This is a genomic window from Pseudomonas mercuritolerans (genome assembly GCF_025706525.1).
Lineage (GTDB): Bacteria > Pseudomonadota > Gammaproteobacteria > Pseudomonadales > Pseudomonadaceae > Aquipseudomonas > Aquipseudomonas mercuritolerans.
In genome coordinates this window covers 164,521-185,290 of record NZ_JAMSHA010000011.1, presented here as the reverse complement: position 1 = coordinate 185,290, position 20,770 = coordinate 164,521, and the positions used below count along the sequence as shown (strand labels likewise).

The 20,770-nt window shown below is 61.4% G+C and carries 12 protein-coding genes; 8 read left to right on the top strand and 4 right to left on the bottom strand.

The window, feature by feature from the left end:
* Positions 1-86 precede the first annotated feature (86 nt).
* The 6 genes from ND528_RS26375 (at position 87) to ND528_RS26350 (ending at position 13,841) form a co-directional block, all read left to right on the top strand.
* Positions 87-1,391 (top strand): MdtA/MuxA family multidrug efflux RND transporter periplasmic adaptor subunit, encoded by a 1,305-nt coding sequence (locus tag ND528_RS26375; protein WP_133337943.1) that lies wholly within the window; start codon positions 87-89, stop codon positions 1,389-1,391.
* Positions 1,388-4,489 (top strand): MdtB/MuxB family multidrug efflux RND transporter permease subunit, encoded by a 3,102-nt coding sequence (locus ND528_RS26370; protein WP_263471576.1) that lies wholly within the window; start codon positions 1,388-1,390, stop codon positions 4,487-4,489. Before ND528_RS26375 ends, ND528_RS26370 begins: the two co-directional genes overlap by 4 nt.
* A gap of 136 nt (positions 4,490-4,625) precedes the next feature.
* Positions 4,626-7,733 carry an efflux RND transporter permease subunit gene (locus tag ND528_RS26365; protein ID WP_263471575.1) on the top strand — a complete coding sequence of 1,036 codons (3,108 nt, stop codon included), beginning with the start codon at positions 4,626-4,628 and terminating at the stop codon, positions 7,731-7,733.
* Positions 7,730-9,199 (top strand): efflux transporter outer membrane subunit, encoded by a 1,470-nt coding sequence (locus ND528_RS26360; RefSeq protein WP_263471574.1) that lies wholly within the window; start codon positions 7,730-7,732, stop codon positions 9,197-9,199. The genes ND528_RS26365 and ND528_RS26360 overlap by 4 nt, the downstream gene beginning before the upstream one ends.
* Positions 9,200-10,835: 1,636 nt before the next feature.
* Positions 10,836-12,917, top strand: coding sequence for a putative bifunctional diguanylate cyclase/phosphodiesterase (locus ND528_RS26355; protein ID WP_263471573.1), 2,082 nt, complete (start codon positions 10,836-10,838; stop codon positions 12,915-12,917).
* A gap of 177 nt (positions 12,918-13,094) precedes the next feature.
* Positions 13,095-13,841: an SDR family oxidoreductase gene (locus ND528_RS26350; RefSeq protein WP_024012870.1), complete on the top strand. Its 747-nt coding sequence runs from the start codon at positions 13,095-13,097 to the stop codon at positions 13,839-13,841.
* A gap of 131 nt (positions 13,842-13,972) precedes the next feature.
* On the opposite strand, the gene mapR is transcribed toward ND528_RS26350, so the two are convergent.
* The 3 genes from mapR to ND528_RS26335 all read right to left on the bottom strand — a co-directional run bounded on the left by mapR (position 13,973) and on the right by ND528_RS26335 (position 17,484).
* Positions 13,973-15,382: a GntR family transcriptional regulator MpaR gene (gene mapR, locus ND528_RS26345; RefSeq protein WP_130912946.1), complete on the bottom strand. Its 1,410-nt coding sequence runs from the start codon at positions 15,380-15,382 to the stop codon at positions 13,973-13,975.
* Positions 15,383-15,609: 227 nt separating this feature from the next.
* The gene (gene ccoG, locus ND528_RS26340) at positions 15,610-17,040 is read right to left on the bottom strand and encodes a cytochrome c oxidase accessory protein CcoG (protein WP_263471572.1); all 1,431 of its coding nucleotides are present in this window, start codon (positions 17,038-17,040) and stop codon (positions 15,610-15,612) included.
* A 195-nt stretch (positions 17,041-17,235) separates the two neighbouring features.
* Entirely contained in the window at positions 17,236-17,484 is a 249-nt protein-coding gene (locus ND528_RS26335) for a DUF3203 family protein (RefSeq protein WP_130912944.1), read from the bottom strand.
* Positions 17,485-17,607: 123 nt separating this feature from the next.
* On the opposite strand from ND528_RS26335, the gene ND528_RS26330 reads away from it, so the two are divergent.
* Positions 17,608-18,120 carry an MgtC/SapB family protein gene (locus tag ND528_RS26330; RefSeq protein WP_263471571.1) on the top strand — a complete coding sequence of 171 codons (513 nt, stop codon included), beginning with the start codon at positions 17,608-17,610 and terminating at the stop codon, positions 18,118-18,120.
* 123 nt (positions 18,121-18,243) lie between these two features.
* Here the strand turns inward: ND528_RS26330 and ND528_RS26325 are convergent, their stop codons facing one another.
* Complete coding sequence (locus tag ND528_RS26325; protein ID WP_163012245.1) at positions 18,244-18,402, bottom strand: hypothetical protein; 159 nt, start codon at positions 18,400-18,402, stop codon at positions 18,244-18,246.
* Between the two features lie 217 nt (positions 18,403-18,619).
* Between ND528_RS26325 and ND528_RS26320 the strand changes: the two genes are divergently transcribed.
* Positions 18,620-20,617, top strand: coding sequence for an alpha-1,4-glucan--maltose-1-phosphate maltosyltransferase (locus ND528_RS26320; RefSeq protein WP_263471570.1), 1,998 nt, complete (start codon positions 18,620-18,622; stop codon positions 20,615-20,617).
* Positions 20,618-20,770 lie beyond the last annotated feature (153 nt).

Genomic DNA, 20,770 nt, shown 5'->3' with positions numbered 1-20,770 from the left:
GAAGGTAAATTGCCGGTAAAGCTGCTTTGCTTAAATCCACTCAGTGCTTATCGTTCAGCCTCCCGTAATAGAAGCCCACGCGCCCAATGGTCAATAACTCCATGCAATCGTCCCCCCGCAAATCCCGTCGCTGGCTGATCAGCCTGCTGGTCCTGTTGGTCATCGCTGTCCTGTGCTGGAAGTTCTGGCCCGCCGGCTCTGCTGACAAGGCGGGCGGCGACAAAGCGGCCGCCGGCCATACCGGGCGCTCGGGGATGATGCGGCCGGGCTTCGGCGGCGGTACCGGGCCGATTCCGGTGCGTGTGGCGCCGGCGGTGAAGGGCGACTTCCCGCTGTATTACAAGGCACTGGGCACGGTCACCGCGCTCAATACCATCAACGTGCGCAGCCGGGTGGGCGGCGAGCTGGTGAAGATTCATTTCGAAGAAGGCCAGATGGTCAAGGCGGGCGACCTGCTGGCCGAGATCGATCCGCGTCCTTACCAGAATGCTTTGCTCCAGGCCGAAGGCACGTTGCTGCAGAATCAGGCGCAACTGAAAAACGCCCAGGTCGACGTCGAGCGTTATCGTGGGCTGTATAAAGAAGACAGCATCGCCAAACAGACCCTCGACACCGCCGAAGCGCTGGTCGGCCAATACTTGGGCACGGTCAAGACCAATCAGGCAGCGGTCAACGATGCCAAGCTCAATCTCGAATTCACCAAGATCCGCGCGCCGATTGCCGGTCGCGTCGGTCTGCGTCAGGTCGACGTCGGCAACCTCGTCGCCGCCAACGACACCACGTTCCTCGCGGTGATCACCCAGACGCAACCGATCAGCGTGGCCTTCACCTTGCCGGAGAACAGCCTCGACACCGTGCTGGCCCGTTACCGCAGCGGCGCCAAGTTGCCTGCCGAAGCGTGGGATCGCGGCGACACCAAGCTGCAAGCCACCGGCGTGCTGCAAAGCCTCGACAACCAGATCGACGTTGCAACCGGTACCCTGAAATTCAAGGCGCGTTACGATAACCGCGACCAGTCGCTGTTTCCCAACCAGTTCGTCAACGTCCATTTGCTGGCCGACACGCTCAAAGGTGTAGTGCTGGCACCGTCGGCAGCGATCCAGTTCGGTACCAACGGCACCTTCGTCTATGCGCTGGACGGCGACAGGAAAGTCACCATTCGCCAACTGAAAATCGGTGCCAGCGACGGTGACAACACCGTGGTCACCGAAGGCCTCGCCGCAGGTGATCGCGTGGTGCTCGAAGGCACCGATCGCCTCAAGGAAGGCAGCGAAGTCGAAGTGGTCAATGACAGCAGCGAAGTGCCGACCTCGCCGACCGAACACCTGCAAGGCAAATCTGCCGCCAATCCCGATGCGACCACAGCCGATAAGGCCAAGAAGGGCGCATGAACATTTCGCGGCTGTTCATCCTCCGTCCGGTAGCCACCACCCTGAGCATGCTGGCCATTGTCCTGGCCGGCCTGATCGCTTATCGCCTGCTGCCGGTTTCGGCCCTGCCGCAGGTCGATTACCCGACCATCCGCGTCATGACCCTGTACCCCGGCGCCAGTCCGGACGTGATGACCAGCGCCGTCACCGCGCCGCTTGAACGCCAGTTCGGGCAGATGCCGGGCCTGACGCAAATGGCGTCGACCAGCTCCGGCGGCGCTTCGGTGCTGACCCTGCGTTTCAGCCTCGACATCAACATGGACGTCGCCGAACAGCAGGTGCAAGCCGCGATCAACGCTGCGACCAACCTGCTGCCCACCGACCTGCCGGCGCCGCCGGTGTACAACAAGGTCAACCCGGCGGACACCCCGGTGCTGACCCTGGCCATCACTTCGAAAACCATGCTGCTGCCCAAGCTCAATGACTTGGTCGATACGCGCATGGCGCAGAAGATCGCCCAAATCAGCGGCGTCGGCATGGTCAGTATCGCTGGTGGCCAGCGTCAGGCGGTACGAATCAAGGTCAACCCCGAAGCGCTGGCGGCCAACAGCCTCAACCTGTCGGACGTGCGCACGCTGATCGGTGCCTCCAACGTCAACCAGCCGAAAGGCAACTTCGATGGCCCGACCCGGGTGTCGATGCTCGATGCCAACGATCAACTGACCTCGCCCGAGGACTACGCGAATCTGATCCTGACCTACAAGAACGGCGCGCCGTTGCGGCTCAAGGACGTCGCGGAAATCGTCGATGGCGCCGAGAACGAGCGTCTGGCCGCGTGGGCCAACCAGAATCAGGCGGTGTTGCTGAACATCCAGCGTCAGCCGGGCGCCAACGTTATCGAAGTGGTCGACCGCATCAAGGCCTTGCTGCCAAGTATCACCGACAACCTCCCGGCCGGCCTCGACGTCACTGTGCTCACAGACCGCACCCAGACCATCCGTGCCTCGGTCACCGACGTGCAACACGAACTGCTGATCGCTATCGCGCTGGTGGTCATGGTCACGTTCCTGTTTCTGCGCCGCGCCAGTGCGACGATCATTCCCTCGGTGGCCGTGCCGCTGTCGCTGATCGGCACCTTTGGCGTGATGTACCTCGCCGGGTTCTCGGTGAACAACCTGACGTTGATGGCGCTGACCATTGCCACCGGTTTCGTGGTGGACGATGCCATCGTCATGCTCGAGAACATTTCGCGCTTCATCGAAGAGGGTGACAGCCCGATGCAGGCCGCGCTCAAGGGCGCCAAGCAGATCGGCTTCACCCTGATTTCCCTGACGCTGTCGCTGATCGCCGTACTGATTCCGCTACTGTTCATGGCCGACGTGGTGGGGCGCCTGTTCCGCGAATTCGCCATCACCCTGGCGGTGGCGATCCTGATTTCCCTGGTGGTGTCGCTGACCCTGACGCCGATGATGTGCGCGCGCCTGCTCAAGCGTGAACCGCAGGAACACGAGCAAGGCCGTTTCTACCGCGCCAGCGGTGCGTTCATCGACTGGATGATCAAGGAATACGGGCGGATGCTGCGCTGGGTGCTCAAGCATCAGCCGCTGACCTTGCTGGTCGCCATCGGCACGCTGGCGTTGACCGTATTCCTTTACGTCATCGTGCCGAAGGGTTTCTTTCCGGTGCAGGACACCGGCGTGATTCAGGGTATTTCCGAAGCGCCGCAGTCGATCTCCTTCGCGGCGATGGGCGAGCGGCAGCAGCAACTGGCGAAGATCATTCTTGAAGATCCGGCGGTGCAGAGCCTGTCGTCCTACATTGGCGTCGACGGAGACAACGCCACGCTCAACAGCGGCCGCTTGCTGATCAACCTCAAGCCCCACGGCGAGCGCGATCTGACGGCCAGCGAAGTGATCGCACGCCTGCAACCACAACTGGACAAACTGGTCGGCATTCGGCTGTTCATGCAGCCGGTGCAGGACCTGACCATCGAGGATCGGGTCAGCCGCACCCAGTACCAGTTCAGCATGTCCTCGCCGGACTCGGAATTGCTCAGCCAGTGGAGTGGCCGTCTGGTCGAAGCCCTGGCGCAGCGTCCGGAGTTGACCGACGTGGCCAGTGACTTACAGGACAAAGGCTTGCAGGTTTATCTGGTGATCGACCGCGACGCCGCATCGCGCCTCGGCGTGTCGGTGGCGAATATCACCGATGCGCTGTACGACGCCTTCGGCCAGCGGCAGATTTCGACCATTTACACCCAGGCCAGCCAGTACCGCGTGGTGCTGCAAGCCCAGGCCGGGGAGAAGATCGGCCCGCAGGCGCTGGATCAGATTCACGTCAAGACCACCGACGGCGCGCAGGTACGCCTGTCGAGTCTGGCGCATGTCGAAGAACGTCAGGCGCAATTGGCGATCACCCACATCGGCCAGTTCCCGGCGGTGATGATGTCGTTCAACCTCGCGCCGGGCGTGGCGTTGGGGCATGCCGTGGACATCATCGAGCAGGTGCAGCAGGACATCGGCATGCCGGTCGGCGTGCAGACTCAGTTCCAGGGCGCGGCGCAAGCGTTCCAGGCTTCGCTGTCGAGTACCTTGCTGCTGATTCTGGCGGCGGTGGTGACCATGTACATCGTGCTGGGCGTGCTCTACGAGAGCTACATCCACCCGATCACCATTCTCTCGACCTTGCCGTCGGCAGCGGTCGGTGCCTTGCTGGCGTTGCTGCTCAGTGGCAACGACTTGGGCATGATCGCGATCATCGGCATCATCCTGCTGATCGGTATCGTCAAGAAGAACGCGATCATGATGATCGACTTCGCCCTCGACGCCGAACGCACCCAGGGCATGGCCCCGGCAGAGGCGATCTATCAAGCGGCGCTGCTGCGCTTCCGGCCGATTCTGATGACCACGCTGGCGGCGTTGTTCGGCGCAGTGCCGCTGATGCTGGCCACGGGGTCTGGCGCGGAACTGCGTCAGCCGTTGGGTCTGGTGATGGTCGGCGGTTTGCTGGTGAGCCAAGTGTTGACGCTGTTCACCACGCCGGTGATTTACCTGTACTTCGACCGCCTCGGAAGGCGCTTTGGCAAAGCCAAGGCCGAAGGTGAAGAGGTCGCGGTATGACGGTCGGAATATATCTCCCCTGTGGGAGCGAGCCTGCTCGCGAAAGCGGTAGGTCAGTCACTGCCAAAGTTGAAGGTAAGGGCGCATTCGCGAGCAGGCTCGCTCCCACAGAAGTATGCGGTGAGAACAAGAGTCGATGAACCTCTCCGGCCCTTTCATCAAACGCCCCGTGGCAACCATGCTCCTCTCCCTGGCAATCATGTTGCTAGGTGGCGTCAGCTTCGGTCTGTTGCCGGTATCGCCATTGCCGCAGATGGACTTCCCGGTGATCGTGGTCCAGGCCAGTCTGCCTGGCGCCAGTCCCGAGGTGATGGCTTCAACGGTGGCGACGCCGCTGGAGCGGTCGTTCGGTGCGATTGCCGGTGTCAATACCATGAGCAGCCGTTCCAGTCAGGGTTCGACGCGGGTGATTCTGCAGTTTGACCTCGACCGCGACATCAACGGCGCGGCGCGGGAAGTGCAGGCGGCGATCAATGCTTCGCGCAATCTGCTGCCAAGCGGGATGCGCAGCATGCCGACCTATAAAAAGGTCAACCCGTCGCAGGCGCCGATCATGGTGCTGTCGCTGACTTCGGACGTGCTGGAAAAAGGCCAGCTCTACGACCTGGCCTCGACCATCCTCTCGCAAAGCCTGTCGCAGGTGCAGGGCGTCGGTGAAGTGCAGATCGGTGGCAGTTCGCTGCCGGCGGTGCGCATCGAGCTCGAACCGCAGGCCCTCAACCAGTACGGCGTGGCCCTCGACGATGTGCGCAAGACCATTGCCGACGCTAACGTGCGCCGGCCCAAGGGTTCGGTCGAGGACGGCGAGCGCTTGTGGCAGATCCAGGCCAACGACCAGTTGGAGAAAGCCAAGGATTATGAGTCGCTGATCATTCACTACGCCGACGGCGCCGCATTGCGTCTCAGGGATGTGGCGAAAGTCAGCGATGGCGTCGAAGACCGTTACAACAGCGGTTTCTTCAACGACGACGCGGCGGTGCTGCTGGTGATCAACCGCCAGGCCGGCGCCAACATCATCGAAACGGTCAACGAGATCAAGGCGCAGTTGCCCGCGCTGCAAGCGGTGCTGCCGGCCAGCGTCAAACTCAATCTGGCCATGGATCGCTCGCCGGTAATCAAGGCCACGCTGCACGAAGCCGAGATGACCTTGCTGATCGCCGTCGCCCTGGTGGTGCTGGTGGTCTACCTGTTTCTGGGTAACTTCCGCGCCTCGCTGATCCCGACGCTGGCGGTGCCGGTGTCGCTGGTCGGTACCTTTGCGGTGATGTACCTGTACGGCTTCTCACTGAACAACCTGTCGCTGATGGCGCTGATTCTCGCCACCGGTCTGGTGGTGGACGACGCCATCGTGGTGCTGGAAAACATTTCCCGGCACATCGACGAAGGCGTCAAACCGATGCAGGCCGCGTACCTCGGGGCCAAGGAAGTCGGCTTTACCCTGCTGTCGATGAACGTCTCGTTGGTGGCGGTGTTCCTGTCGATCCTGTTCATGGGCGGGCTGGTCGAGAGCTTGTTTCGCGAATTTTCCATCACCCTGGCGGCGGCAATCGTGGTGTCGCTGGTGGTGTCCCTGACGCTGACACCGATGCTCTGCGCGCGCTGGCTCAAGCCGCACACCCCGGGCCAGGAAAACCGCCTGCAACGCTGGAGCCACAAGACCAACGACTGGATGGTCGGCAAATACGCCACCAGCCTCGACTGGGTATTGCGTCATCGACGTCTGACCTTGCTCAGTCTGCTGCTCACCGTTGGCGTCAACATTGCGCTGTATGTGGTGGTGCCGAAAACCTTCCTGCCGCAGCAGGACACCGGCCAGTTGATCGGTTTCGTGCGTGGCGACGACGGTCTGTCGTTCAACGTCATGCAGCCGAAAATGGAAACCTTCCGCCGCGCCGTGCTCAAGGACGAAGCGGTGGAAAGCGTGGCCGGGTTCATCGGCGGCAACAACGGCACCAACAACGCGTTCATGATCGTGCGCCTGAAACCGATCAAGCAACGCCAGCTGTCGGCGCAGAAAGTCATCGAACGCCTGCGCAAGGAAATGCCCAAGGTGCCAGGGGCGCAGTTGATGCTGATGGCCGACCAAGACCTGCAGTTTGGCGGAGGTCGCGAGCAGACCAGTTCGCAATACACCTACATCTTGCAAAGCGGCGATCTTGCCGAGCTGCGCAAGTGGTTCCCCAAAGTGGTGACCGCGCTGCGTGCGTTGCCAGAGCTGACTGCCATCGACGCCCGCGAAGGTGCCGGGGCGCAGCAGGTGACGCTGATTGTCGACCGGGATCAGGCCAAACGCCTGGGGGTCGACATGAACATGGTCACCGCCGTGCTCAACAACGCCTATAGCCAGCGGCAGATTTCGACGATCTACGACAGCCTCAACCAGTACCAGGTGGTGATGGAGGTCAATCCGAAATACGCCCAGGATCCGGTGACGCTCAAGCAGGTCGAGGTGATCACCGCTGACGGTGCGCGGGTGCCGCTGTCGACATTCGCCCATTACGAAAACAGTCTGGAAAACGACCGGGTCAGTCATGAAGGCCAGTTCGCGTCCGAAAGCATTTCCTTTGACATGGCTGAAGGCGTGACCGTGGAGCAGGGCAGTGCCGCCATCGAACGAGCGATCGCCAAGGTCGGTTTGCCGGAGGATGTGATCGCGAAAATGGCCGGCACCGCTGACGCCTTCGCCGCCACGCAGAAGAGCCAGCCGTTCATGATCCTCGGTGCATTGCTTGCGGTGTATCTGGTGCTCGGTGTGCTGTATGAAAGCTACATCCACCCGCTGACCATTCTCTCGACCTTGCCCTCGGCCGGGGTTGGCGCATTGCTGTCGATCTATGCACTGGGCGGCGAGTTCAGCCTGATTTCCCTGCTGGGGATATTCCTGCTGATCGGCGTGGTGAAAAAGAACGCCATTCTGATGATTGATCTGGCGCTGCAACTGGAGCGGCATGAGGGCCTGTCGCCGCTGGAGTCGATCCGCAGCGCCTGCCTGCAACGCCTGCGGCCGATTCTGATGACCACGCTGGCGGCGATCCTCGGCGCTTTGCCGTTGCTGCTCGGCCGCGCCGAGGGTGCGGAAATGCGCCAGCCGCTGGGCCTGACCATCATTGGCGGCCTGGTGTTCAGCCAGGTCCTGACCCTTTACACCACCCCGGTGGTTTACCTCTATCTCGACAAGCTGCGCCATCGTTTCAATAAATGGCGTGGCGTGCGCACTGACGCCGCTCTGGAAACTCCGCTATGACTGACCGTTCGCTTATCCAATTGGCCACCGTCCGCGGCTCGCGCCTGTTGAGCCTGTCGCTGTGCGTGGCGCTGCTCAGCGCTTGCGCAGTCGGCCCGGACTATCAGCGTCCGCAAACTGCCGAAATCGCTCAGTTCAAAGAAGCCGAGGGCTGGCGTCAGGCCAATCCCAGCGACTCGCTGGCCCGTGGCGCCTGGTGGGAGTTGTACGGCGACCAACAGCTCAACGCCTTGATCGAAAAACTCAACAGCTCCAACCAGACCGTCGCCCAGTCCGAAGCGCAGTTTCGTCAGGCGCAGGCTTTGGTGCGCAGCGCGCGTGGGGCGTTTTACCCCAGCGTCGACCTGAGTCTGGGCAAGACCCGCTCCAGCCAGGGCACCGGTAGCAGCAGTTCGAGCCTGAGCAGTTCCTCAAGCGGCATCCGCGACACCTACAACGCGCAACTGGGCGTCAGTTGGGAAGCCGATGTCTGGGGCAAACTGCGCCGTGGCCTGGAGGCCGACGAGGCCAGCGCCCAGGCGAGTTTTGCCGATCTGGCGGCGATGCGCTTGAGCCAGCAGTCGGAACTGGTGCAGAACTACCTGCAACTGCGGGTCATCGATCAGCAGAAGCGTTTGCTCGAGGCCACCGTTGCCGCTTATGAACGCTCGCTGAAAATGACCCAGAACCAGTACCGCGCCGGAGTTTCCGGGCGTGATGCGGTGGCGCAGGCGCAAACCCAGTTGAAAAGCACCCAGGCCGATCTGGTCGACCTGATCTGGCAGCGCGCACAGTTTGAAAACGCCATTGCCGTGCTCACTGGCGAAGCCCCGGCCAACTTCAGCATCGCCGAAACCCAGAACATCCCGAATCTGCCGCAAGTGCCGTTGAGCCTGCCTTCGCAATTGCTCGAACGCCGTCCTGACATCGCTTCGGCAGAGCGCTCTGTGATCGCCGCCAACGCCAACATCGGCGTGGCGAAAGCCGCGTATTACCCGGACCTGACCCTGAGCCTGAGCGGCGGCTACAGCAGCAGTACCTCGAAAAACCTGATCAGCCTGCCGAACCGTTTCTGGTCGGTCGGCCCACAGCTGTCGTTGCCGCTGTTCGACGGTGGCATCCGTTCGGCCGAGGTCGACCGCAGCGAGGCGGCCTACGACGAAACCGTAGCCCGCTACCGGCAGACCGTGCTCGACGGATTCCGCGAGGTGGAAAACTACCTGGTCCAGCTCAAGGTCTATGAAGACGAAGCGGCGGTACGCCAGGAAGCGCTGGATGCCGCCCGCGATTCCCTGCGCCTGACGGAAAACCAGTACAAGGCCGGGCTGATTGCCTATATCGACGTGGTGGTGGTGCAGGCCACGGCGCTGAGTAACGAACGTAGTGTGCTTAATATTCTGCAGAGTCGATTGATTGCCAGCGTGCAACTGATCGCCGCACTGGGCGGCGGCTGGGATGGGCAACTGGACGTCAGTGATAATCGCTGAACCTGTGGGAGCGCGCTTGCTCGCGAAAGCGGTGGGTCAGTCGAGCGAGATGTTGAATGTGCCGACGCATTCGCGAGCAAGCTCGCTCCCACAGGGATTCGCGTTCGAAGGGTGAAGGGTGGCTGGACGCTGAAAATTGTGGGAGCGAGCTTGCTCGCGAAAGCGGTGGGTCAGGCAACTCGATGGTGGCTGTGCCGACGCCTTCGCGCAGGCTCGCTCCCACAGGGATTCGCGTTCGAAGGGTGAAGGGTGGCTGGACGCTGAAAATTGTGCGAGCGAGCTTGCTCGCGAAAGCGGTGGGTCAGGCAACTACGATGGTGGCTGTGCCGACGCATTCGCGAGCAAGCTCGCTCCCACAGGGATTCGCGTTCGAAGGGTGAAGTGTGGCTGGACGCTGAAAATTGTGCGAGCGAGCCTGCTCGCGAAAGCGGTGGGGCAGGCAACTACGATGGTGGCTGTGCCGGCGCCTTCGCGAGCAGGCTCGCTCCCACAGGGATTCGCGTTCGTATGATGAAGGGTGGCTGGACGCTGAAAATTGTGGGAGCGAGCCTGCTCGCGAAAGCGGTGGGTCAGGCAACTCGATGGTGGCTGTGCCGGCGCCTTCGCGAGCAGGCTCGCTCCCACAGGGATTCGCGTTCGAATGGTGAAGGGTGGCTGGACGCTGAAAATTGTGCGAGCGAGCCTGCTCGCGAAAGCGGTGGGTCAGGCAACTACGATGGTGGCTGTGCCGGCGCCTTCGCGAGCAAGCTCGCTCCCACAGGGATTCGCGTTCGAAGGGTGAAGGGTGGCTGGACGCTGAAAATTGTGGGAGCGAGCCTGCTCGCGAAAGCGGTGGGTCAGGCAACTACGATGGTGGCTGTACCTGCGCCTTCGCGAGCAAGCTCGCTCCCACAGGGATTCGCGTTCGAAGGGTGAAGGGTGGCTGGACGCTGAAAATTGTGGGAGCGAGCCTGCTCGCGAAAGCGGTGGGTCAGGCAACTACGATGGTGGCTGTACCTGCGCCTTCGCGAGCAGGCTCGCTCCCACAGGGATTCGCGTTCGAAGGGTGAAGGGTGGCTGGACGCTGAAAATTGTGGGAGCGAGCTTGCTCGCGAAAGCGGTGGGTCAGGCAACTAAGATGGTGGCTGTACCTGCGCCTTCGCGAGCAGGCTCGCTCCCACAGGGATTCGCGTTCGAATGATGAAGGGTGGCTGGACGCTGAAAATTGTGGGAGCGAGCTTGCTCGCGAAAGCGGTGGGTCAGGCAACTACGATGGTGGCTGTGCCGACGCCTTCGCGAGCAGGCTCGCTCCCACAGGGATTCGCGTTCGAAGGGTGAAGGGTGGCTGGACGCTGAAAATTGTGCGAGCGAGCCTGCTCGCGAAAGCGGTGGGTCAGGCAACTACGATGGTGGCTGTACCTGCGCCTTCGCGAGCAGGCTCGCTCCCACATGGATTTGTGTCTGGCGTGAGACACTTTCACAAGGTGTGCTTAAAGCCCACCGCAGAGCCTTGTAGGACGATCGAACAAGCGTTTCATCGGCTTGATGGCAATTTGATTACTTTGTCAGTGCGTTCTTCCGCGCAATCAGTACAATCGCCGCATTTGCCCGACCGAGAATGGAAGCAGTACGGTTTCGGCTTGTCACGAGAACGTCCATGCTCATCGGCAGCTACTCCTTCACTCTGGTTTTGATTTCGTTGTGCGTGGCCATTCTGGCCTCCTACACGGCGCTCGACCTGACTGGGCGCATCGCCACGGCGAAAGGCCGGGCTGTGCATTTCTGGACGGCGGGCGGGGCGTTGGCGATGGGCGTTGGCGTCTGGTCGATGCATTTCATCGGCATGCTCGCCTTCAAACTGCCGATCGACCTGGGCTATGACTTCGCCCTCACTGCGCTGTCGCTGCTGATCGCGGTGCTGTCCTGCGGCTTTGCCTTGTGGCTGGTCAGCCAACCGAAGTTGCCACTGGTGCAACTGGCCTTCGGTGCGTTGATCATGGGAGCAGGCATCAGCGCCATGCACTACACCGGCATGGCTGCGCTGCGCATGACCCCGGGCATAGATTACGACCCGACATTGTTCAGCGCCTCCTTGCTGATTGCCGTCGGCGCGTCGGCAGCGGCATTGTGGATCGCCTTTCGCCTGCGCCAGCATTCGCCCTATGTGCGGCTGATTCGTGCCGGCGCGGCGGTGATCATGGGTGTGGCGATTGTCGGCATGCATTACACCGGCATGGCGGCGGCGCAGTTTCCTGACGGCAGTTTCTGCGGCGCGACACTCAATGGCTTGAAGGGCAATGGCCTCGACAGTCTGGTCGTGGTCACCACGCTGGCGGTGCTGTCGATTGCCCTGTTGACCTCGATCCTCGACGCCCGCCTCGAAGCGCGCACGGCTGATCTGGCGCACTCGCTGACGGTGGCCAATCGCGAACTCACCCAATTGGCCTTGCACGATCCGCTGACCAGCCTGCCCAATCGCATGTTGCTCGACGACCGCATCAATCAGGCAATCAGAAAAGTTGAAGAGCAGGGCGGCTGCTTCGCCTTGATGTTCATCGACCTCGACGGCTTCAAACCGGTCAACGACGCATTCGGCCATCACATGGGCGACCAATTGCTGCGCGAAGTCGGCGCGCGTCTGCGTGAGGATTTGCGCAGCCAGGACACCCTGGCGCGGATCGGTGGCGATGAATTCGTTCTGCTGGTGCGCTTGAGCGAGCCCAATGACGCCTTGAGCCTGGCCGCGCGTCAGGTCGGCCTGATCGGTCGCACGTTCCGCGTCGCCGAGCATGACCTGCAGATTTCCGCCAGCGTCGGCATCGCCCTGTATCCAGGCAACGGCGCCAACGCCCAGGAACTGCTGATGAACGCCGACGCCGCGATGTACCACGCCAAGGGCGGCGGCAAGAACGGCTACAGCTTCTTCGATGCATCGATGAACACCAACGCGCGCAAGCAATTGCAACTGTTGCAGGACCTGCGCGCGGCCATCGAGCACAACCAGTTCTGCCTGCATTACCAGCCCAAATTCGACGCCGCCAATGGCCGTCCGGTCGGTGCCGAAGCGCTGCTGCGTTGGAAGCATCCGCTGCATGGCATGTTGATGCCGGACAAGTTCATTGATCTGGCGGAGAAAACCGGGCTGATCATTCCGATGGGTGAATGGGTCCTGAACGAAGCCTGCCGGCAGATGCGCGAATGGTACGTGCTCGGTTACACCGACTGGCGCATTGCCGTAAACCTCTCGGCGTTGCAGTTTTGCCATGCCGGGCTGGTGCAAAGCGTGGCCAAGGCGCTGGCCACCCACCATTTGCCGGCCAACAGCCTGACCCTGGAAATCACTGAAACCACAGCCATGAGCGACGCCGACGCGAGCATGACCGTGCTGCAAGAGTTGTCGGACATGGGCGTCGACCTGTCGATCGACGACTTCGGCACCGGTTATTCCAGCCTGATGTACCTCAAGCGCCTGCCGGCCAATGAGCTGAAGATCGACCGCGGTTTCGTCCGTGATCTGGAACACGACAGCGATGATGCGGCGATCGTCTCGGCGATTGTTGCGCTGGGGCAGGCCCTGGATCTGCGGATTGTCGCCGAGGGTGTCGAGACCGGCGCGCAACAGGATTTCCTCACCAAACTGGGCTGTGATTCGCTGCAGGGCTATCTGCTTGGCCACCCGATGCCGGCGGAGCGCTTCATGCAGGACATCGTGCGTGGGCAACGGCTGGCGGTGGTCTGAGAGACCGAGTCATCGTTCTTCGCGAGCAGGCTCGCTCCCACAGGTGATCGCATTCCCTTGTGGGAGCGAGCCTGCTCGCGAAGGCGTCCGGCCAGACGCCACAGACTCCATGCAAAACCCGCCAATCGCAGTTATTCTTCCCCCGACTGTTACGTGTGCACGTGGGGGAAGGCCAGCATGGATAAAGTCATTGTCATCACCGGTGGCGGGCGCGGAATCGGCGCGGCTACGGCATTGTTGGCAGCCGAACAGGGCTACCGGATCTGCATCAACTACCAGTCGGATGAGCAGGCCGCACACAGCGTACTCGAACAGGTTCGCGCCTTGGGCGCCCAAGCCATCGCGGTTCGCGCCGATGTCAGTATCGAAGACGAAGTGATCGCGATGTTTCAGCGCGTCGACGCCGAACTGGGCCGGGTTACCGCCCTGGTCAACAACGCCGGCACCGTCGGGCAGAAGTCGCGGGTCGATGAAATGTCCGAATTCCGCATCCTCAAAATCATGAAAACCAACGTGCTGGCGCCGATCCTCTGCGCCAAGCATGCGATCCTGCGCATGTCGCCCAAACACGGCGGGCAGGGCGGCAGCATCGTCAACGTCTCCTCGGTCGCGGCACGCCTCGGTTCGCCGAACGAGTACGTTGATTACGCCGCATCCAAAGGCGCGCTCGACACCTTCACTATCGGTCTGTCGAAAGAAGTGGCGGGCGAGGGCATTCGCGTCAATGCCGTGCGTCCGGGTTACATCTACACCGACTTCCATGCCCTGAGCGGCGACCCGGATCGGGTCAGCAAGCTCGAATCGGCGATTCCCATGGCCCGGGGCGGGCGGCCGGATGAAGTGGCGGAGGCGATTGTCTGGTTGCTGTCGGACAAGGCGTCGTATGCGACCGGGACGTTTGTTGATTTGGGGGGTGGGCGGTAAACCGGTGGATTTGCAGTGTTAAAGCCGGCCTCTTCGCGAGCAGGCTCGCTCCCACATTGGTTCTGTATTCACAAATCAACTGTGGGAGCGAGCCTGCTCGCGAAGGGGCCAGCCCAGACAACACCTATCCGTCAAAACGACCGCACAATCCGCCCCAACGTCTCCATGGCCTTTTCCGATTCCTCGGTCCATGGGCTGCCGTAATTCAAGCGAATGCAATTTCTGAAACGCTGGGTCGGTGAGAAAATCGGCCCCGGCGCGATGCTGATGCCTTGTGCCAGTGCCATCTGGAACAGCTTCAGCGAATCCATCTGCTCCGGCAACTCCAGCCACAGAAAGTAGCCCCCCGCCGGCTGGCTGACCCGGGTCTGCGCCGGAAAGTAACGGGCAATCGCCGCGAGCATCGCGCTCTGCTGTTCTTCCAGGGCATAACGCAGTTTGCGCAGATGCCGATCGTAGCCGCCGTGTTGCAGATAATCGGCGATCGCCGCTTGCGCCGGCATGGAAGCGCACAGCGAGGTCATCAGCTTGAGCCGTTCGATCTTCTGCGCGAAACGCCCGGCCGCCACCCAGCCGATGCGATAACCGGGGGCGAGGCTTTTGGCGAACGAGCCGCAATGCATGACCAATCCTTCGGTGTCGAAGGCCTTGGCCGGTTTCGGTGCCTGTTGGCCGTAATAAAGCTCGGCGTAGACGTCGTCCTCGATCAACGGCACCTGATGCTGGCGCAGCAGTTCGACCAGTTCCTGTTTCTTCGCTTCGGGCATGCTCGCGCCCATCGGGTTCTGGAAACTGGTCATGCACCAGCAGGCCTTGATCGGATGGCGTTCCAGAGTTTGCGCGAGCACGCCGAGGTCGATGCCGTCACGCGGGTGCACGGGGATTTCCACGGCTTTGAGCTTCAGGCGCTCCAGCACTTGCAGGCAGGCATAAAACGCCGGGGCCTCGATGGCCACCAGGTCACCGGGCTCGGTCACCGCTTGCAGGCACAGGTTCAGCGCTTCGAGGGCGCCGTTGGTGATCAGTAGTTCTTCCATCGGCAGCATCAGCCCGCCGACCATGTAGCGCAGGGCAATCTGCCGGCGCAGTTGCGGGTTGCCCGGCGACATATCGGTGACGACCATGCGCGGATCCATCTCCCGCGCGGCGCTGGCCAGGGAGCGCGACAGGCGTTGCAGCGGGAACAGGGTCGGGCTGGGGAAGGCCGAGCCGAACGGTACGGTGTTGGGGTCCTTGATCGAGTCGAGTACCGAGAACACCAGTTCGCTGACGTCGACTTCGGTGGATTCGTTGACCTGACTGCTAATCACCGGCTCGGAAAATGTGCTCGGTGTATGGGCGTTGACGAAGTAACCGGAGCGCGGCCGGGCGCGGATCAGGCCGCGGCGTTCGAGCAGGTAATAGGCCTGGAATACGGTCGACGGGCTGACCCCGTAAGCCTGGCTGGCATAGCGCACCGACGGTACCCGCTGGCCAGGCCCGAGGACGCCGGAGCGGATCAGTTCAGCGATGTCGTCGGCGAATTTTTCGTAGCGTTTCATCGGTGGGCCTTGGTGGACTTCAATTTTATGGCGTGTCAGGGGAAAGGCCCCTCACCCTAACCCTCTCCCGGGGGGAGAGGGGACTGACCGTGTTGTTTGTTCGAGATACGCCGACCTGATAAATCTCAGTCGAATGCGGGATTTGAACAGCATGGAGATCGGCTCCCTTTCCCCCTCGCCCCCCGACGGGGGAGAGGGCTGGGGTGAGGGGGGACGTTTTCAGCCGCTCAGCGATTCATCGGCGCCACAAACCGGCTCTTCGCCACGCTGTATACCTGCGGCTCGTCACTGTCTTCAATCCTGAAACTCAACGTCTGCGAACTGCTCGCCGGCCGCTCGGTGGTCATTGCCACCGACACCGGCACATCGACAATCTCCCCGGGCGCCAGGCGCAGTGTCGTTTTGCCCTGCAACTCAAACCCGTCGCCATCAACCAGACTCAACCGGTATTCCTGCCGTTGCTGAGTCTTGTTGATCACTTTCAGCGAATAAATATTCTCGATCTGGCCCTGAGCGTTCTCACGAAACAACCCACGATCCTTGGTTACGTCCAGCGACACCATCGGCCGCTCGATCAATGCTAATGCCAACGCTCCAATCATCACCAGCAACACCGCCGTATAGCCAATCAGGCGCGGACGCAGCAGGTGGGTCTTGCCGCCCTGCAATTCGCGCTCGGAACTGTAGCGGATCAGGCCGCGCGGGTAATGCATTTTGTCCATGATCGAATCGCAGGCGTCGATGCATGCTGCGCAGCCGATGCATTCCATTTGCAAGCCATCGCGGATGTCGATGCCGGTCGGGCAGACCTGCACGCATAACTGGCAGTCGATGCAATCACCCAGGCCAGCTTCGACCGGGCGTACATCACGCTTGCGCGGGCCACGGTTTTCGCCTCGCGCGGCGTCGTAGGCGATGGTCAGCGTGTCCTTGTCGAACATCACGCTCTGGAACCGCGCATACGGGCACATATGCATGCACACCGCTTCACGCAGCCAACCGGCGTTGATATAGGTGGCGGCGGCAAAAAACAGCACCCAGAACAGGCTGACCCCACCGATCTGCAGGGTCAGCAGTTCTTCGGCCAGCGGCCGGATCGGCGTGAAATAGCCGACGAAGGTCAGGCCGGTGATTACGCTGATTGCCAGCCACAACGTGTGTTTGGCGGCGCGCCGCGCCAGTTTGTTCAGGCTCCATGGCGCGGCTTGCAGTTTGATTCGCTGGTTGCGCTCGCCTTCGGTGATCTTCTCGCACCACATGAAGATCCACGTCCACGAACTCTGCGGGCAGGTGTAACCGCACCAGACGCGACCGGCGAATACGGTAATCGCGAACAGACCGAACGCGGCGATGATCAGCAGCGCCGAGAGCAGAATGAAATCCTGCGGCCAGAACGTCGCGCCGAAGATATGGAATTTACTTTCCGCCAGATCCCACAGCACCGCCTGCCGACCGCCCCAGTTCAGCCACACGGTGCCGAAGAACAGCACAAACAGAAGCCCGGCACCGCTCATACGCAGGTTGCGGAACAGACCGGTGAAGCTGCGGGTGTGGATCTGTTTGTCGGTGGATCCGGCAGTCGCCTTCAGTGGGCGCGCGGGTACGCTTTTTATCGTTGGCGATGCTTCTACGGTTCGGACGGGGATTTGCTCGCTCATGTTCGTTCGCTCATCAGCCTCCATCAGGCCGATGCACTATGAGCGCCGATCTGTTTGCAGAACAGACTCAGGTTTGGCAATAAAAAGCGGATCAGATGAGGTTTGGCGCTATCTCTGCGACAACTTGAAGCATCAAGGTGGGCGCGGCGCAAACGCCTGGTGCAGGCGTCTGCGTCGGGTGTTGATCGAGATCAATCAAACCACCGAATCACTGTCATCGGCCTTCAGATGTTTGCGCCCGTCCCTGGCCCCGGCGACGGTCAAGGCATCGGCTTCTGCTTCGGTGATGTAGGTGCGTTTGCCTTCGATTTCCACGAACGACATGGCTTTGTCGCTATCGGTCATGACTTCCAGAGTGTCGCAGATGCGAATTTCCTCACCATGCTCGACGGTGAAAAAACACACTTTCTGTTCGGGGTTGGATTCATCGATTCGAACGGGCATGGCGGCAGTCCTTGTTCCAGTGAGGTCTGCATATTAGGAAGCGCAGCGCGCCGATCGTTCTGCGCAACCGATTAATGGTCGCTGTTGTCCATCGCTTATCAAGCCAATGACAAGGGAAGCACGATGGAAGACTGGTGGGATGAAGTGTGGGCCACGATGCAAGCCGAATTTGCCGACATCGGCGACGCCTCGCAGATGACCCGAATCACCGTACGCCTGGTGATGGCGGCGATTCTTGGCGGAATACTCGGTTTCGAGCGTGAGCGTAAAGGCAAGGCAGCGGGCGTGCGCACGCACATGCTGGTGGCATTGGGTGCTGCGCTATTCGTTTTGGTGCCGCAGACCTCGGGCGCGGAGTCCGATGCGATGAGTCGGGTATTGCAGGGCGTGATTGCCGGGATCGGCTTTCTCGGCGCCGGGACCATTCTGAAAAATCAGCAGGGCGACGAGGCGCATGTCAAAGGCCTGACCACGGCGGCGGGCTTATGGATGACGGCGGCGATCGGCGTGGCAGCCGGGCTGGGCAAGGAAGCGACGGCATTGCTCAGTACCATTCTGGCGCTGGCGATTTTCAGCGTGATGCCCTACGTGGTGAGAGTGTTCGAAAAGGACGTCGACAAGAACGACCATCTCTAGCTAATCACTCGGTCCCGTGTAGGAGCTGCCGAAGGCTGCGATCTTTTGATTTGCATTGCCGCGCGGCAAAGAGATCGCAGCCTTCGGCAGCTCCTACAGGGATGGCACGCAGACATGCCAATGTCAGACGATCACCGGCGGCATCGTGCTCGGTGGCTCTTCCTTCGGTGGTGGCGTGGTGCCGGGCGGCTCTTGCTCGGGCACCGGCGGCGGCTCGGTGTCCGGCAGGGTGGGTTTGTCGATGTTCGGATCGGGCGTTTCCGCCGGGATCGGGATGCTCATCAGGTGACCTCCGTATGGCACATGGCGTGGGACGTGCTTAAGTGAGTTGACCCGGCCACGGCAAATTCGATCCGCAGGTTTGTCTTGTTAATTTCATCTGAACTTTTCCCCGCGCCGGTTGCTCGGAACCTAAGTGAGTTCATGACAGGGCCGGCGCTTTCTCGCGAATACTGTTCCGGCACAAGAGCGTCCTTGGGGCGTTAAGGAGAGATGCTCAATGACTGCTGAAAGACCTTCAGAGCTGAGTTACAACCCGCACATGCCGCTGTCGCAGGCGTTGCTGCTGCCACGTATCGTCATCGAAAACACCATGCCGACGCTCGACGGCGGCCAGTTCGCGGTCAAATCGACTGTCGGACGCGAAGTGCTGGTAACCAGCAAGGTATTCGCTGACGGCCATGACAAGCTCGCCGTACGCATCCGCTGGCGCGAGGAAGGCCAGGAAACCTGGCAGACCGAGGTCATGTCCGATCAGGGCAACAACACCTGGCAAGGCCAGTTCCGCCCTGAGGAGCAGGGCCGCTACCTGTATTGCATCGAAGCGTGGATCGACCATTTCGCCAGCTTCCAGTACGAACTGGAAAAGAAGCACAGCGCGGCGGTGCCGGTTTCGCTGGAGCTGCAGGAAGGCCGGACGATGGTGCAACAGGCCGCCGAACGCAGCGAAGGCCAGCTCAGCGAGCAACTCGCGGCGCTGCACCATGAATTGTCGGGCCTGCTCGAAACCGAGCAGGTCGCGTTGTTTCTGCACTCGCGCAGTGCAGAGCTGATGGCTCAGGCCGATCACCGCGCCTATCTGAGCGTCAGCGCCGAATTCCCCATGGACGTCGAGCGTGAACTGGCCGAGTTCGCCAGTTGGTATGAGCTGTTTCCGCGCTCGATCACCGACGATCCCCAGCGTCACGGCACTTTCAACGATGTGCACTCGCGTCTGCCGATGATTCAGGACATGGGCTTCGACGTGTTGTACTTCACGCCGATTCACCCGATCGGCCGCGCCCACCGCAAGGGCCGCAACAATTCCCTGACCGCTGGCCCAGACGATCCCGGCAGCCCGTACGCGATTGGTAGCGAAGAGGGCGGCCACGAAGCGATTCACTCGCAACTCGGCACCCGTGAAGATTTCCGCCGCCTGGTGGCTGCCGCCGCCGACCATGGCCTGGAAATCGCTCTCGACTTCGCCATCCAGTGTTCCCAGGACCACCCGTGGCTCAAGGAACATCCGGGCTGGTTCAACTGGCGCCCGGACGGCACGATCAAATACGCCGAAAACCCACCGAAGAAATACCAGGACATCGTCAACGTCGACTTCTATGCGCCGGACGCGATTCCGAGCCTGTGGGTCGAGTTGCGCGACATCGTCGTCGGCTGGGTCAAGGAAGGCGTGAAAATCTTCCGCGTTGACAACCCGCACACCAAACCGCTGCCGTTCTGGCAATGGCTGATCGCCGATGTGCGCACCCTGTACCCGGAAGTGATCTTCCTCGCCGAGGCCTTCACCACGCCGGCGATGATGGCGCGTCTGGGCAAGGTCGGGTATTCGCAGAGCTACACCTATTTCACCTGGCGCAACACCAAGGCCGAGCTGGCCGAATACTTCACCGAACTGAATCAGTCGCCCTGGCGCGAATGCTACCGGCCGAATTTCTTCGTCAATACTCCGGACATCAACCCGGCGTTCCTGCATGAGTCAGGGCGTCCCGGATTTCTCATCCGCGCTGCATTGGCGACTATGGGTTCGGGGCTGTGGGGCATGTATTCCGGTTTCGAATTGTGCGAATCGGCGCCGGTGCCGGGCAAAGAGGAATACCTGGATTCGGAGAAATACGAGATCCGTGTCCGCGACTTCACCGCGCCGGGCAACATCATTGCCGAGATCGCTCAGCTCAACCGCATCCGCCGGCAGAACCCGGCGCTGCACACGCATCTGGGTCTGAAAATCTACAACGCCTGGAACGACAACATTCTGTACTTCGGCAAGCGCAGCGCCGATGGCAGCAATTTCATCCTGGTCGCGGTCAGCCTCGATCCGCACAACGTGCAGGAAGCGAATTTCGAACTGCCGCTGTGGGAAATGGGCCTGCCGGACGATGCCACCACCCATGGCGAAGATCTGATGAATGGCCATCGCTGGGACTGGCACGGCAAATATCAGTTCATGCGTATTGACCCGGCGTATCAGCCGTTCGGGATTTGGCGGATTTCAGCTTCGTAACATTTGCACCGCCTCCGTGGCGAAGGGATTTATCCCCGTTGGGGCGCGCAGCGGCCCGTTTTTTCAAGCTGCACCGCGTTAATAATTTGCGACTGCTGCGCAGCCGAACGGGGATAAATCCCCTCGCCACAGGGGCTCACCAATGCGAGTCCC